At 55.3% G+C, this 14900-nt stretch carries 14 protein-coding genes; 2 read left to right on the top strand and 12 right to left on the bottom strand.

Annotated elements, in window-relative coordinates:
* Positions 1-3 precede the first annotated feature (3 nt).
* From gph to MY052_RS01730, 11 genes are all read right to left on the bottom strand, one after another.
* Complete coding sequence (gene gph / locus MY052_RS01780) at positions 4-753, bottom strand: phosphoglycolate phosphatase (protein WP_202217069.1); 750 nt, start codon at positions 751-753, stop codon at positions 4-6.
* Positions 746-1423, bottom strand: coding sequence for a ribulose-phosphate 3-epimerase (gene rpe / locus MY052_RS01775; RefSeq protein WP_035892097.1), 678 nt, complete (start codon positions 1421-1423; stop codon positions 746-748). The genes gph and rpe overlap by 8 nt, the downstream gene beginning before the upstream one ends.
* Positions 1424-1457: 34 nt before the next feature.
* A complete protein-coding gene (dam, locus tag MY052_RS01770) occupies positions 1458-2291 on the bottom strand; it encodes an adenine-specific DNA-methyltransferase (protein WP_035892098.1) in 834 nt (277 codons plus the stop codon).
* Between the two features lie 111 nt (positions 2292-2402).
* A complete protein-coding gene (damX, locus tag MY052_RS01765) occupies positions 2403-3677 on the bottom strand; it encodes a cell division protein DamX (RefSeq protein WP_248538127.1) in 1275 nt (424 codons plus the stop codon).
* 84 nt (positions 3678-3761) lie between these two features.
* Positions 3762-4856 carry a 3-dehydroquinate synthase gene (gene aroB / locus MY052_RS01760; RefSeq protein WP_123650858.1) on the bottom strand — a complete coding sequence of 365 codons (1095 nt, stop codon included), beginning with the start codon at positions 4854-4856 and terminating at the stop codon, positions 3762-3764.
* Between the two features lie 56 nt (positions 4857-4912).
* Positions 4913-5434 carry a shikimate kinase AroK gene (gene aroK / locus MY052_RS01755; RefSeq protein WP_035892101.1) on the bottom strand — a complete coding sequence of 174 codons (522 nt, stop codon included), beginning with the start codon at positions 5432-5434 and terminating at the stop codon, positions 4913-4915.
* Positions 5435-5715: 281 nt separating this feature from the next.
* Positions 5716-6948, bottom strand: a complete 1233-nt coding sequence (gene hofQ, locus MY052_RS01750; protein WP_248538984.1) for a DNA uptake porin HofQ — start codon at positions 6946-6948, stop codon at positions 5716-5718.
* On the bottom strand, positions 6830-7267 hold the full coding sequence (locus MY052_RS01745) for a HofP DNA utilization family protein (RefSeq protein ID WP_248538126.1): 438 nt from the start codon (positions 7265-7267) through the stop codon (positions 6830-6832). Before MY052_RS01745 ends, hofQ begins: the two co-directional genes overlap by 119 nt.
* On the bottom strand, positions 7257-7724 hold the full coding sequence (locus tag MY052_RS01740) for a HofO family protein (protein WP_248538125.1): 468 nt from the start codon (positions 7722-7724) through the stop codon (positions 7257-7259). Before MY052_RS01740 ends, MY052_RS01745 begins: the two co-directional genes overlap by 11 nt.
* Positions 7711-8250 carry a PilN domain-containing protein gene (locus MY052_RS01735; protein ID WP_248538124.1) on the bottom strand — a complete coding sequence of 180 codons (540 nt, stop codon included), beginning with the start codon at positions 8248-8250 and terminating at the stop codon, positions 7711-7713. The genes MY052_RS01740 and MY052_RS01735 overlap by 14 nt, the downstream gene beginning before the upstream one ends.
* Entirely contained in the window at positions 8247-9026 is a 780-nt protein-coding gene (locus MY052_RS01730) for a pilus assembly protein (RefSeq protein WP_248538123.1), read from the bottom strand. The genes MY052_RS01735 and MY052_RS01730 overlap by 4 nt, the downstream gene beginning before the upstream one ends.
* Before the next feature lie 120 nt (positions 9027-9146).
* On the opposite strand from MY052_RS01730, the gene mrcA reads away from it, so the two are divergent.
* A complete protein-coding gene (gene mrcA / locus MY052_RS01725) occupies positions 9147-11699 on the top strand; it encodes a peptidoglycan glycosyltransferase/peptidoglycan DD-transpeptidase MrcA (protein ID WP_248538122.1) in 2553 nt (850 codons plus the stop codon).
* Positions 11700-11842: 143 nt separating this feature from the next.
* Here mrcA and nudE read toward each other — a convergent pair whose 3' ends face one another.
* Complete coding sequence (gene nudE / locus MY052_RS01720) at positions 11843-12406, bottom strand: ADP compounds hydrolase NudE (RefSeq protein ID WP_123650864.1); 564 nt, start codon at positions 12404-12406, stop codon at positions 11843-11845.
* A 303-nt stretch (positions 12407-12709) separates the two neighbouring features.
* Between nudE and MY052_RS01715 the strand changes: the two genes are divergently transcribed.
* The gene (locus MY052_RS01715; RefSeq protein ID WP_248538121.1) at positions 12710-14857 is read left to right on the top strand and encodes an intracellular growth attenuator family protein; all 2148 of its coding nucleotides are present in this window, start codon (positions 12710-12712) and stop codon (positions 14855-14857) included.
* The last annotated feature ends 43 nt before the right edge of the window (positions 14858-14900 follow it).

The following is a 14900-nucleotide window of genomic DNA, read 5'->3' as shown; positions in this document are numbered from 1 at the left end:
TCATTATTCCTGATTTTCACTATTCGGAAGCCCAAGAGCGGGCAAAAGTTCATTAAAGTGGTCGAAGATAACATCCGGCTCGCTGAGCGCGATGGCTTCGCCATAGTTATAGCCGTAGGTCAGGCCGACGGAGACAAAGCCCGCCGCCTTAGCTGCCTGAATATCGTTACGGGAGTCGCCAACAAACAGCAGCGTTTCCGGTGCCTGGGCCAGCTTCTCCGCGACTTTCAGCAGCGGTTCCGGATGCGGCTTCTTGTTCTTCACATCATCGCCGCCAATCACCACGGTGAAGTAGCTTGCGATACCTAAAGATTCGAGAATCGGGGCCACAAACGGCGTAGGCTTGTTGGTCACCAGCGCCAGCGGCAGACCGTTAGCATGCAGCGCAGCCAGGGTATCGGCCACGTGAGGGAACAGGAAACTGCCCTCTTCGGCGAATTCGGCGTAGTAGCGATCGAACAGGCGGCGCAGCACGCGAAGCTGCTCGTCCTGAGGGATATCGTGGCTATCCACCGACGGTTTACCCTGAGCGGCACGCTGGCTCGCACGTTCCTGACGAGCCCAGTTGAGCGCGCGTTCCATCAGAACATCAGCGCCATTACCAATCCAGGTGACGACACGGTCTTCACCTGCAACGGGAAGCTCAAGCGCGTAAAGCGCGCTATCAACGGCAGCGGTCAGCCCCGGCGCGCTGTCTACCAGCGTGCCATCGAGGTCAAACGCGACGCCGCGAATGGTCTGCAATTTATCCATGACTTACCTTTGCCAGTTCACTGCGCATTTCATCAATGACTTTTTTGTAGTCTGGTTGGTCAAAAATCGCCGAGCCGGCAACAAACATGTCTGCGCCAGCCGCTGCGATTTCACTAATGTTGTTTACCTTCACACCACCGTCCACTTCCAGGCGGATGTCATAGCCGGACTCATCGATGCGACGACGCACTTCGCGCAGTTTATCGAGAGTATGAGGAATAAAGGACTGGCCGCCGAAGCCTGGGTTAACCGACATCAGCAGAATGACGTCGAGCTTATCCATCACGTAATCAAGGTAGGTCAGCGGCGTTGCTGGGTTGAACACCAGGCCCGCTTTACAGCCGTGCTCTTTAATCAGCTGTAACGTGCGGTCTACGTGTTCGGAAGCTTCAGGGTGGAAAGTGATAATGCTGGCGCCTGCGGCGGCAAAATCAGGGACCAGACGGTCTACCGGTTTCACCATCAGGTGAACGTCGATGGGTGCGGTGATGCCGTAATTACGTAGCGATTTCAGCACCATCGGGCCGATAGTCAGGTTCGGTACGTAATGGTTATCCATAACATCGAAATGAACCACATCCGCCCCGGCAGCCAGTGCGCGGGCAGTATCTTCGCCTAAACGGGCAAAATCGGCCGACAAAATTGAAGGGGCAATCAGGTACTGTTTCATCCGCATCTCCTCAGAGCCTATCCATTAGGGTCTTTTAACGTTGTTTTTTTCCAGGCGGGCGATATAGGGCCAGCAGTTCGTCCACCTTTTTACGTGTGCCGCCGTTGCGGCTAATGCTGCGTCGAACCTTTACGGTATACGTTTCCGCCGCATTTTTGTACCACTCGAGCGTCAACGGCGTACGGTGGTTTGAAATCAGCACGGGAATTCGCTTCGCGACCAGCTCTTCGGCTTTGTTCGCCAGAAACGCCTGCTGTTCGAGGCTGAAGCTGTTGGTATGATACGCCGTGAAGTTTGCCGTTGCCGATAGCGGTGCATACGGCGGGTCGCAATACACAACAGAGCGTGCATCCGCGCGCGTCATGCAGGTTTCATACGACTCGCAGTAGAACTCGGCATTCTGCGCTTTCTCAGCGAAGTGACGCAGTTCCGCTTCCGGGAAATAAGGCTTCTTATAGCGTCCAAATGGGACGTTAAACTCGCCGCGCAAATTGTAGCGACACAGGCCGTTATAGCCGTGGCGGTTGAGGTATAAAAACAACACTGCGCGCTGGAACAGATCGGTACTGCGGTTGAACTCTTCACGCAGGTGGTAATAGCGGTCAGCGTCATTGTTCTCAGGCACAAACATAGCGCGCGCCCGGTCGATGTACTCATCGGAACGGGTTTTGACTATTTTGTAGAGTTCGATGAGATCGCTGTTAATGTCAGCAAGAATATAACGCGAAAAATCGGTATTCAGGAATACCGATCCAGCACCAACAAAGGGTTCAACCAGACAATCGCCAGCAGGCAGATGATCTCGAATATCGTCGAGCAGAGGGTACTTGCCTCCCGCCCATTTCAGAAAAGCGCGATTTTTTTTCATGCGGCCTGACTAATTACACTTTCTCCGGCTGTGGAGAAAGCTCCGACAGCATCCTGCGCTTCTATCCCCGAACCGCACACGACGGTGCGGTTCGGGTTATCTTAATAACGATTATTTCAGGTCAGTCTGTACCTGATGCAGCGGTTTCGCCCATGGGTTTTTCGCCTGGACATCAGCTGGCAGAGCGCTGACAGCACGCTTCGCATCATCTTTCGATGCGTAGATGCCGCTAACCAGCACGTACCACGGCTGACCGTTGCGTGAGGTTTGATACACCACGTAGTTTTTCAGATTCTCTTTCTTCGCCCAACCGTTCAGGTTGTCGTAGTTAGATGAAGAGCTGAGCTGCAGCGTGTAGTGTGAGCCTGAGGCCGTTTTCAGCGAGTTTACGTCGCCCGCAGATTTGCCCGTAGCTGCCGTGGCAGCCGTAGCCGCTGGTGCAGTCGTAGTCGCCGCCGGTTTCGCGGTTTCGGTTGCGGCCACTGGTGCTTTCACCGGTGCTGCAGTCGCTGCAGTTTCGGTGTGCTTCGGCGCGGTAACGACAGGTTTCGCTTCAGCAGCAGGTTTGGTCTGCGTCGCTGGCGCGGTCGTTTTCGCCGTTGCCATTGGCTGTGGCTTCGTTTCGATAACCGTGTGTTTGCGTTCTGGACGCGGCGTGGTCGCCGTCTGACGAGGCGCTTCCGGTGCAGTAACAGCCGGACGAGCACCGTTGCGGATTGGCGCGACGGTTGCCGGTTCGGTTGGCAGCGTGGAGTTAACAACGGCGTTGTCGATCTGGCCCTGCTGCTGCGTCAGCGCATTATTCAGGTCGCCCTGAACTTCAACACGCTGCTGTCCATCCGGTGCAGCCGTTTCCTGACCCTGAGTTGGGGTAGAGGAAATCGGTGGCAGAGAGACATCCTGTTGCTGCTGCGGGTTGTTTTCCTGCGCTGGCTGAGTCGTGTTAGCCTGATCGGTATTGGTATCACCAGAAAGCGAGATGCTCTTCTCAGAAGAGGCGCTCTGGTCAGCAGGGGACGGCGCTTTCAGTGCCGAACCGATACCCACAATCAGAACCAGCAACACCACAACCCCCAGACCCATCATGATGTACTGACGGGAAGCAGGCTTACGCGGTGCAGCGGCTTTACGTTTACGCGGGCGGCGCTCTACAACTTCCTCTGCATCGCCTTCTTCGGCTTCATCAGATTCATAGTATTCGTCTTCCGGCTCAGCTTCTTCACGTGCTTTGCGACTACGGGAAGGACGACGCTCATCAGCATCGAGATCCACATCATCAAAATTGATCTGCGGCTCGTTGTCACGATCGGAAGACTGACGAGAGCGACCAGTACGACGATCGCTGGGATCGGGTTTCAGCTCGTCTTCTGGTTTAAATTCATCCATTTAACACCCCACTAAAAGGCTTATGCCACGACAATTGCATATCACCTGAAGTTAAAACACCGCGCGAACGCGGCTTGACCTTTCTTATAGTTGCGCTCGCTGAGTATCAGCAATAGCGCCAAGAACCACATCGTGAGATACGCCACCGCGTACTTCACTCTTCCCGATGGCCAGCGGCAACACTAACCGCATTTCGCCAGCGAGAACCTTTTTATCTCGCATCATGTGCGGCAGATACGCCTCTGCCGACATTTCCTGCGGGCCAGTAACCGGCAGGCCTGCGCGCTTGAGCAGCGCGATAATACGCTGCGTGTCTTCGACAGCAAACTGCCCCAGACGTTCTGATGTGTGCGCAGCCATCACCATACCGGCCGCAACGGCTTCACCGTGCAGCCAGTTGCCGTAACCCATCTCGGCTTCGATCGCATGGCCGAACGTATGCCCAAGATTGAGTAAAGCACGTAACCCGGTTTCGCGCTCGTCGGCTGCCACAACATCCGCTTTCAGCTCACAACAACGGCGAATACAGTACGCCATCGCTTTTTCATCGAGCGCCATCAGCGCATCGATGTTTTCTTCCAGCCAGTCAAAGAACGGCGCATCAAGAATGATGCCGTATTTGATCACTTCAGCAAGACCGGAGGAGAGTTCGCGTTTCGGCAACGTTTTCAGGCAATTCAGGTCAACCACCACGGAGGCTGGCTGCCAGAATGCGCCGATCATATTTTTACCGAGAGGATGGTTGACCGCGGTTTTGCCGCCAACCGAAGAATCCACCTGAGACAACAAGGTGGTTGGAACCTGAATAAAACGCACGCCACGCTGATAGCTCGCCGCTGCAAAACCGGTCAAGTCGCCAATAACGCCGCCGCCTAAAGCAACGAGAGTCGTATCGCGACCGTGCGGTTTTTGCAAAAGCGCAGTAAAGACGGTGTCCATGACGGCCAGGCTTTTATACTGTTCGCCGTCTGGCAGAATGACGCTATCAACCTTCACGCCCGCCTGCTCCAGCACAGAACGGACCTGGTCCAGATAGAGCGGTGCCAGCGTTTCGTTGGTGACCAGCATGACCTGATCGCCAGACTTGAGCGGTAAGAAGGAAGCTGGATCGTTAAACAAACCAGCCGCGATGGTTATCGGGTAACTACGTTCCCCGAGAGTTACAGTAAGCCTCTCCATAACGCGACGTCCACCTTAGTTACTTTTATTCGCTGGCGTTCTATTCTGGGCCAGTATTAGTTGCTTTCCAGCATATGGATAATCTGGTTAGCGACAACTTTTGCGCTCTGATCGTCAGTACGGATGGTGACATCCGCAATCTCTTCGTACAGCGGGTTACGTTCGTCAGCCAGCGCTTCAAGCACTTCACGCGGAGGCGTTTCGACCTGCAGCAGCGGGCGCTTTTTATCACGCTGAGTACGTGCTAGCTGCTTTTCAATGGTCGTTTCCAGATAGACGACGACGCCACGAGCGGAGAGACGATTGCGCGTTTCACGTGATTTTACAGAGCCACCGCCTGTTGCCAGAACAATACCCTGCTTTTCCGTTAACTCATTGATGATTTTTTCTTCGCGGTCACGGAAACCTTCTTCGCCTTCGACATCAAAGACCCAGCCCACGTCAGCGCCTGTTCGTTTCTCAATCTCTTGATCAGAATCGTAAAATTCCATATTGAGCTGTTGAGCCAGCTGGCGCCCAATGGTGCTTTTGCCGGCACCCATAGGCCCAACCAGAAAGATATTGCGTTTCTCTGCCATTTTTTTGGTACTACTAAGACTATTCGTTAATGATAAATCCGCGCCGCAGTCGTTCGCGCGTCGCTGGACATGAACTGAAACCTCTTATGCAATAGAGCGAGAGTCAGACTGAAAATTATCTCAATACTCCGGCTGGTTTGGCAACAGATTAAATCAGCAGACTTCAGGAGGAAGGAACGTTATTCACTGACGCTCAAATCGGTACTCCTTGTATGCTAAATCCGGCCCCACGTCAAACTTGGGAAACACCTTATTCACCAAATCAGCACGTTTACCCGTCGCTACTGTGCAGAAATAATACGCGGGGTGATAAACACCACCAGCTCGCGTCGCTCATTGTCCTTCCCATCATGACGAAAAAGATGGCCTAACAAGGGGATATCGCCAAGAAATGGGACGCTATCGCGGGCGTTCTTATTCTTCTGCGAAAAAATGCCGCCCAGCGCCAGCGTTTCACCGCTTTTGACCTCAACCTGGGTTTCAATCTCCTGCTTGTCAATCGCCAGCACTTCGCCATCCGCCTGCTGCAGCACCTGTCCTGGCATATTTTCACTGATGCGCAGCTTCAGGCGAACGCGGTTATTTTGCAGGACGGTAGGGGTAACTTCCATGCCAAGCACGGCCTCTTTAAACTCCACCGAAGTCGCCCCGCTTTCACCGCTGGAGACCTGGTAGGGGATCTCGCTACCTTGTTTGATACTGGCGGGCTGCAAGTGCGAGGCCAGCAATCTCGGGCTCGCAATAATATCCACCTTCTGTTTTTGCTCCAGCGCCGAGAGTTCAAGCTCAAGCAGGCGACCATTGATTTTTCCGATATTGAAACCGGCACGCGTCGTCGCATCAGAGACGTCGAGCGCGCTGCTTAAGATGGTGATTTTTCCTGCCCCCGTCTCTCCTGCGGCATCAGCAAGATTCCACTTCACCCCTAATTCTCGTAGGCTGGTTTCGTTGATGGTCACAATATGCGCCGCCAGTTCGACCTGCCCCACAGGGATATCCATCTCCTTAACCCACGCTTCCAGAGCCGGAAGGTGCTCACGGTCATCGCGGACAATCAAGCGGTTGGTACGCTTATCAACGGTGAGTGCGCCTCGCGGGCTCAGCAATTTATCGCCCGCCTTTGCTAGCTCACCGGCATCAGCATAGTGCAGCACCAGGCTGCGATTCATCAGCGGTAGCGCCAACTGACGTTTCTCATTTTCCTGCCGCACCAGCGCCTGTTTTTCCTCACGCCAGCGCTGTGTGTGGACGTAATAAACGCCGTTCTCCTGCCTTAGCACCAGTTCCATACTGTTGATGACCGTTTGCAGTGCCTGCTGCCACGGCAGGTTACGTAGCTGTAGAGAGAGCGTTCCCTGAACATCGGGGGAAATCACCATATTTTTCTGCTCCAGGTCAGCGAGGCTCTGAAGCAGCTGCACGACCGGTACGTCGTCCACCACCAGCGTAATGTTTTTCGCTGGGCTCAACGCTGGCAGCAACAGCGTCAGTACGAACAGGCTTATCCTTTTGATCATCCGTCGTTCCTTCTCTTTTCCATTGCCAACGCAGAGGCTCACACCCCTCGCCCGTCTCCACGGTCAGGCTATCTAACGTTATTGCTTTAATTCGCCAGCCTGCGCTGAGCATCTGCTCTGCTTCAACCCGCTGCCAGCGGCCATCATTATTCTGCATCACAGCAATCAAACGCTGCGCCGATTGCGTTCCGCCCCGGTAGTGCCAGTTGGCAAGCTGCGCGGTCTGGCAGGTGTCTATTGCTGGGGCAAACGGATCTCGCATGCCGCAAAGTAGCGGGACGATGAGTAATAAAAGAAACGCGCGTTCAGGATTCATCGTCGCGCACCAGCTGTAACGTAAAACGCAGCACATCGTTATGCGCCATCAGCACAAAGGCCGTGACCTGCATACCGCGTTCGGCGAGCAGAGGGAAGGTAGAGGGAACGGATTGCCAGGGAGTTTCCAGCGACATTTCACCGCCCGCATCCGTAGGTTGCCACCCGGTGAGGCGCGCGCCCGCGCGTTGAAAATCAACCGGGGTGAACGGTAACGTGTTTTTCTCATCCAGCCTCGGCGTTGATAACATCTCCGCTTTGGTACGCATAACACTCTGTAAAATAGCCAGATATTGTCGGTGCTGAGTCAACTGCGCGCCACGACGTTGCTCAGCATAAAGATAAGCCTGATGTCCTGCCAGGTATCCCCCATATACGGCGAGCAGAATAGCCAGCAGAGCCCCCGCTCTCACTTGTATTACCGGGGATAACCGCCCGATGCGCTCAAGGAGCGGCATGGTCAGCCTCCTCACGCAAGGAATACTGGAATAGCCAGCGCCCGGTGCTATCCCGCTCAATTTTTTCTACCGGCTTCAGGCGGAACCCGGGAAAGGCGCGGAGCATCTTTTCCACCTCGCCCAGCGCAGAAAACTGCGTTAAAACCCCCGAGAGCGACAGCGTACCGTCACGATAGCTGAACTCCTTTAGCCAGGCCGAGGCGGGAAGATGCTCTGCTAGCGTCTGTAGCCGCAATGCCCAGGCCTCGGTCGCTAGCCGGGAAAGCTGACGCTTTCTGAGCACCGATTGCCGTTGCATTTCCATCTGCAAAAGCGGCTCTTTTCGCGCCAGCTGCCGGGCTATCTGCTGCTCAGCAGACGCATGAGCGTCGCTTATCGCCCCAGCAGAAGACCAGCCTTCGCGCATGATTAATGTTACCGCACAGGATACCAGCCAGACCCCGCCGACCAGCAGGCCCCAGCAGCGTATCTGCCTCTGAAAGCGCATCCGACGCCAGGGGAGGAAGTTCACCGGAGATGCCTTCATCTCGAGGCCCCCATGGCTAGCGCAAGCGCCACGGCAAAATCATCGCCGTTAGCAGGTAGCGGAGGATGTTTCTGCACGACCGCGCTCCAGGGGTCAAAACACCGTGCTTCAGCGGCGAGAGATGAGCAGCGCACCAGGCGCTGCGGGTTGATGCCTAGCCAATCAGCCAGTTGCGTAAGCGACGGAGCATCGTGAAATGTACAGTGCCCCCAGCCTTCCCGGCTTGCCCATAGCCACTGTTGATGGTCAGGCCAAACCAAAACCGCATCCTGCACCTCTGACTGTGCTACCAACACCTGTAGCGCACAGGCATCCGGCGTAATGCTCGTCACCTGTAGACGTAACGCCGTTGCCAGGTGGTGCAAACGCGCGACATCGCCTTGCTGAGCGGCGGTCACATTCCAGCGCGCAGCGGATTCCGCCAGATGATAGTCAAAGCAGAGCGACTCGGCGTTCATTTCAAGCTGCTGCGACATCGCGCTAGCAATCCACTGCGTTTGTTCAGCGTCACGTAGCGTCATTGACGCCAGAGGAAGGTTTTTTTGTAACGTTCTATGGGCGGGAAAGGCAACGCGGACCTCATGTTGCCAGGGGAGTTCCCGCCGCCACGGCTTGAGCACCGCCAGCAACGCCGCATCATCATGCTGCGCTGACGACGGTAGCGGTAGCTGCCACCAGCGGCGAAGACCCCAGCCGCTACGCGTTCGCTGAAGGGCGACGATAAAGACGTTATCCTGCTGAATATGAAGACCCATTTGCCAGCATCTGAAAGCCATTTCACGATTATCCTTACGTCACCATCACAGTGACGACTATATCAATGCATCAGGCTTGCCTTTATACTACCGCGCGTTTGTTTATAAACTGCCCAAATGACACTTAATGGGAAATCTCCGGTGAAGTTCGTAAAGTATTTATTCATCCTTGCAGTCTGTTGCATTCTGCTGGGAGCAGGCTCGATCTACGGCCTCTACAAATATATTGAGCCCCAGTTGCCCGACGTGGCGACGCTCAAAGACGTGCGCCTGCAGGTGCCAATGCAGGTTTATAGCGCGGACGGTGAGCTTATTGCGCAGTACGGTGAAAAACGCCGTATTCCAATGACCCTCAACCAGATCCCACCAGAAATGGTGAAAGCGTTTATTGCGACCGAGGACAGCCGTTTCTACGAGCACCACGGGATTGACCCGATTGGTATTTTCCGTGCGGCAAGCGTGGCCATGTTCTCCGGCCACGCCTCGCAGGGGGCAAGTACCATTACCCAACAGCTCGCACGTAACTTCTTCCTCAGCCCTGAAAAGACGCTGATGCGTAAAGTAAAGGAAGCGTTCCTTGCCATTCGCATTGAGCAACTGCTGAGTAAGGACGAGATCCTTGAGCTGTATCTGAACAAGATTTACCTCGGCTATCGCGCCTATGGCGTCGGCGCGGCCGCACAGGTCTATTTCGGTAAGCCCGTTGACCAGCTAAGCCTAAGCGAAATGGCGGTGATTGCCGGTCTGCCAAAAGCACCGTCAACCTTCAACCCGCTCTACTCGTTAGATCGCGCCACCGCCCGTCGCAACGTGGTGCTGTCGCGTATGCTGAGTGAAGGCTATATCACCCAGGCACAGTACGATCAGGCGCGCAACGAAGCGATTGATGCCAACTACCATGCCCCAGAGATTGCCTTCTCTGCGCCGTACTTAACGGAAATGGTGCGTCAGGATATGGTGAAACAGTACGGCGAACAGGCCTATGAAGACGGCTATCGCGTGTACACCACCATTACCCGCAAGAATCAGCAGGCGGCTCAACAGGCACTGCGCAATAACGTGATGGATTACGACATGCGCCACGGCTACCGTGGCCCGTCCAACGTGCTGTGGAAAGCTGGTGAAGCCGCGTGGGATAGCAAGAAGATTCGTGCTTCATTGCGTCCGCTGCCATCCTATGGCCCGTTAGTGCCAGCCGTTGTCACCGCAGCGAATCCGCAGGAAGCAACCGTCGAACTGGCCGATGGCACTTCGGTGTCATTAGGCATGGAAGGTATGCGCTGGGCGCGACCGTACCGTTCGGACACGGCACAAGGGCCAACGCCACGTAAGGTGACCGATGTCGTCGCGGCGGGGCAGCAGATCTGGATTCGTCAGAACGGCGATAGCTGGTGGCTGGCACAGGTGCCGGACGTCAACTCCGCGCTGGTCTCCATCAACCCACAAAACGGTGCCATTATTGCGCTGGTGGGCGGGTTTGATTTCAACCAGAGCAAGTTTAACCGCGCCACTCAGGCGCTGCGTCAGGTTGGCTCTAACATCAAACCGTTCCTGTACACCGCCGCAATGGATAAGGGCTTAACGCTCGCCAGTATACTCAACGACGTGCCTATCTCCCGTTGGGATGCTGGCGCGGGTTCTGACTGGCAGCCGAAAAACTCCCCGGCGGAGTATGCTGGCCCAATCCGCCTGCGTCAGGGTCTTGGGCAGTCGAAAAACGTGGTGATGGTGCGTGCAATGCGTGCGATGGGCGTGGACTACGCCGCGGAATACCTGCAGCGCTTCGGCTTCCCGGCAGAAAACATCGTGCATACCGAATCGTTGGCGCTGGGTTCAGCATCGTTCACCCCGCTGCAGGTCGCTCGCGGCTATGCGGTGATGGCCAACGGCGGCTTCCTGGTTGACCCGTACTACATCAGCAAGATTGAAAACGATCAGGGCGGCGTACTGTTTGAAGCGAAGCCGAAAATCGCCTGTCCTGATTGCAATATCCCGGTTATCTATGGCGATACGCAGAAATCTAACGTGCTGGAAAACAACGACGTGGAAGACGTTGCCGTTTCTCAGATGCCGCAGAACTCTACCGTACCGATGCCAGCGCTTGAACAGGCTAACCAGCAGTTGGTCGCTCAGACCGGTGCTCAGGAGTACGCACCGCATGTGATTAACACGCCGCTGACGTTCCTGATTAAAAGCGCGCTGAACACCAACATCTATGGCGAACCGGGCTGGCAGGGTACCGGCTGGCGCGCTGGTCGCGATCTGGGTCGTCATGATATCGGCGGTAAAACCGGGACCACCAACAGTTCGAAAGATGCCTGGTTCTCTGGCTACGGCCCTGGCGTGGTGACCTCAGTGTGGATTGGCTTTGACGATCACCGTCGCGATCTAGGACGCACTACGGCGTCCGGCGCCATTAAGGATCAAATCTCCGGCTACGAAGGCGGCGCGAAGAGCGCGCAACCGGCGTGGGATGCCTTTATGAAACAGGTTCTGGCAGGCGTGCCTGAGCAGCCGCTAACGCCGCCGCCAGGCGTGGTGACGGTCAATATCGACCGCAGCACCGGGCAGTTAGCCAACGGTGGCAGCAGCCGTCAGGAGTACTTCATCGACGGGACACAGCCTACGCAGCAGGCGGTTCACGAGGTGGGGACTGAGATAATTGATAACGGGGAAACCCACGAGTTGTTCTAAGAAAAAAGGCGCCGATGGCGCCTTTTTTCTGGCTCGTTGCTTTGATTCCGGGGCATCCCCGGCGGCGCTTCGCTTGGCCGGGCTACAACACATTTTCCCCATCACTCGCCGCACCGACTCCGGGGTCCAGCGACCAAACTTACTTATGGCAATCTGCCCTGCTCTTTTAGCCACTCGCGCACCAGGAACAACGCGCTCACGTTACGCGCTTCATTAAAATCCGGCTCATCGAGCAGCGCCATCATGTTTGCCAGCGGCCAGCGAACCTGCGGCAATGGCTCTGGTTCGTCCCCTGGCAGCGATTCCGGATAGAGATCTTCCGCCACAACGATGTTCATTTTGCTGGAGAAATAGGACGGTGCCATCCCCAGTTTCTTAAGGAACGTCATTTGACGTGCGCCAAAGCCCACCTCTTCTTTCAGCTCGCGATTCGCGGCTTCCATCACCGTTTCACCGGGGTCAATAAGCCCCTTCGAGAAACCGAGTTCATAAGATTCGGTGCCCACCGCATACTCGCGGATTAAAATCAGGTGGTCGTCGACAATAGCCACAATCATCACCGCTTCGCGTGAGGACGGTTTCATACGCTCATAAACGCGACGAACGCCATTGCTGAACTCTAGATCGACGCTTTCCACGTTAAAAAGGCGTGATTGCGCGACGGTTTCAACATGGAGAATAGTAGGTTTCTGTAATGATTTGCTCATTGGGCCGGGGTCTTTGCTGTAATGACTTTTATTATTGTGCGATAGCGATGAGGTTCCAGCAATGCATAAAGCTCTTTATTTACATTGTTGCAACCTTTTGCTTTTCATCTCTCATTTATGGATAAATGTCAAGAGGTTGAATTACAATTGGGAATTTACTGATACTCGCCAGCCGATGGGTTTGTTATGCTTACGTTTTGCGAGAGTCTATAGACTCATTTTATGAATGCGTAATACGTGCCAATGGTTTATACGAAAAGCAGGCAACGAAGAGACCTCTAAGATAAGTATGATGGGAAAAGCATGGGCACACTGATGATCTTTACCGTAGCGATACTGATCTGCGCCGTGCTGGCCGGTTGGCTTTTGCGTAAACGGACAAAACGTCTTCACCTGCCGTGGCTCCATCAGTTTCCGGGGGCAACCACCCGAAAACTGACCAATGAAGAGCGTCAGGGCATTGAAAACTACCTCGATTATCTTAATCAGGATCAGCGCGTGCCTGCGTCCGGCGCGACCATTGCCCCTGCGGTGCTGACGCTCACAGCGCAGAGCAATACCGTTTTTATGCTGACGCGCGCCATTACCCGCTACGGCATCACCACCGATGAACCCAACAAATGGCGCTACTTCCTCGACTCCGTGGAAGTGCATCTACCGCCGTTCTGGGAACAGCATATTACCGATGAGAACAGTATTGAGCTTATCGAGACTGATGATGTGCCGCTGGTTATTGGTCTGAACGGCCATTCGCTGAAGACCTATTCGCCTGAAAATAAAAGCTTTGCGCTGGAGTCACCTTCATCGACGCAGGCTTCTATCCGCGGTGAAGAGAGCGAGCAAATCGAGCTGCTCAACATCCGCCAGGAAACCTATGAAGAACACGCGCTTAGTCGCCCTGACGGACTGCGTGAGGCGCTGTTGATTGTCGCCGCTTTTGTCTTGTTTTACTGCGGGCTTATCGCCCCAGCGGTCTTTACGCCATGGATTTTCGCCAGCGCATTTCTGCTACTGTGCGGCGGGCTCTGGGGGCTGTTTGCACCGCCGACGAAGTCGTCGCTGAGAGAGATCCACTGCCTGCGCGGTACGCCAAAACGCTGGGGATTGTTCGGTGAAAACGATCAGGAGCAGATCAACAACATCTCTCTTGGGATCATCGATTTAATCTACCCTCGCCACTGGCAGCCGTATGTCGCCCAGGACCTGGGGCAAAAAACAGATATCGATATCTACCTTGATAGACACGTAGTGCGCCAGGGACACTTCCTCTCTTTGCATGACGAGGTGAAAAACTTCCCGCTTCAGCACTGGTTACGCAGCGCCGTCATCGGCGGCGGCGCGCTGCTGATCGCTATCATGATGTGGGTCAGCGTACCGCTGAATATGCCACTCAAATTTACGCTCTCCTGGCTAAAAGGAGCGCAAACCATTGAGGCCAAAGACGTTCGCCAGCTAGAACAGGCCGGCGTTCGCGTGGGTGATACCCTCCACATCAGCGGAACCGGGATGTGTAATATCCACTCTCCTGGCACCTGGACCGCGCAGGAAAGCTCGCCATTCCTGCCATTCGACTGCTCGCAAATCCTCTGGAACGACGCCCCTCGCCTGCCGCTGCCGGAGTCTGAAACCGTCAATAAGGCGACCGCGCTGGTTCAGGCCGTCAACCGCCAGCTGCATCCAACGGCGGACGATGATTCCCGCGTCAGCCCGGCTCTGCGCTCGGCGATTCAGAAATCGGGCATGGTGCTGCTGGATGACTTTGCCGATATCGTGCTGAAAACGAAAGATCTTTGCTCGGCGACCGACGACTGTGTACGTCTGAAAAATGCCCTGGTGAACCTGGGTAATACTCGTGACTGGGATGCGCTGGTTAAGCGCGCGAACTCCGGCAAACTGGACGGTGTAAACGTTCTGCTGCGTCCGGTCAGCGCCGAGTCACTGGATAACCTTGTCGACACCTCCACCGCGCCGTTTATCCTGCGTGAAACCGCACGCGCGGCGCAGGCGCTCAATAGCCCAGCGCCGGGTGGTTTCCTGATAACCAGCGATGAAGGCAGCGATTTTGTCAGCCAGCCTTACCCAAGCACGACGCTGTACGACTATCCTGCCAGTGAGCAGTGGAACGAGTTTCAGCGTCTGGCGGGCATGCTGATGCACACGCCATTCCATGCGGAAGGCATCGTGACCAATCTCTATACCGACGCCAACGGGACACAGCACATTAACCTGCACCGCATGCCGGACAGCAGCGGGCTGTGGCACTATCTGGCCACCACGTTGCTGATGCTGGCCATGATAGTCTGTGCGGTTTACAACGGCGTGCAGGCGCTGCGTCGCTATCATCGCCATCGTGAGCGACTGGCCGAGATTCAGAAATACTATGAGAGCTGCATCAACCCCGTGCTGCTTTCCGCCCCGGAAGAGTTCAAGTCTGACTTTCCGACAAAATAAGCCCACTGCGTAGTTCGCGACAGGTTATGTTAATCTGTCGCGC

This window comes from Kluyvera ascorbata (assembly GCF_023195735.1).
Lineage (GTDB): Bacteria > Pseudomonadota > Gammaproteobacteria > Enterobacterales > Enterobacteriaceae > Kluyvera > Kluyvera ascorbata.
The sequence above is the reverse complement of the archived record's forward strand: the minus strand, read 5'-3'. Positions and strand labels throughout refer to the sequence as shown.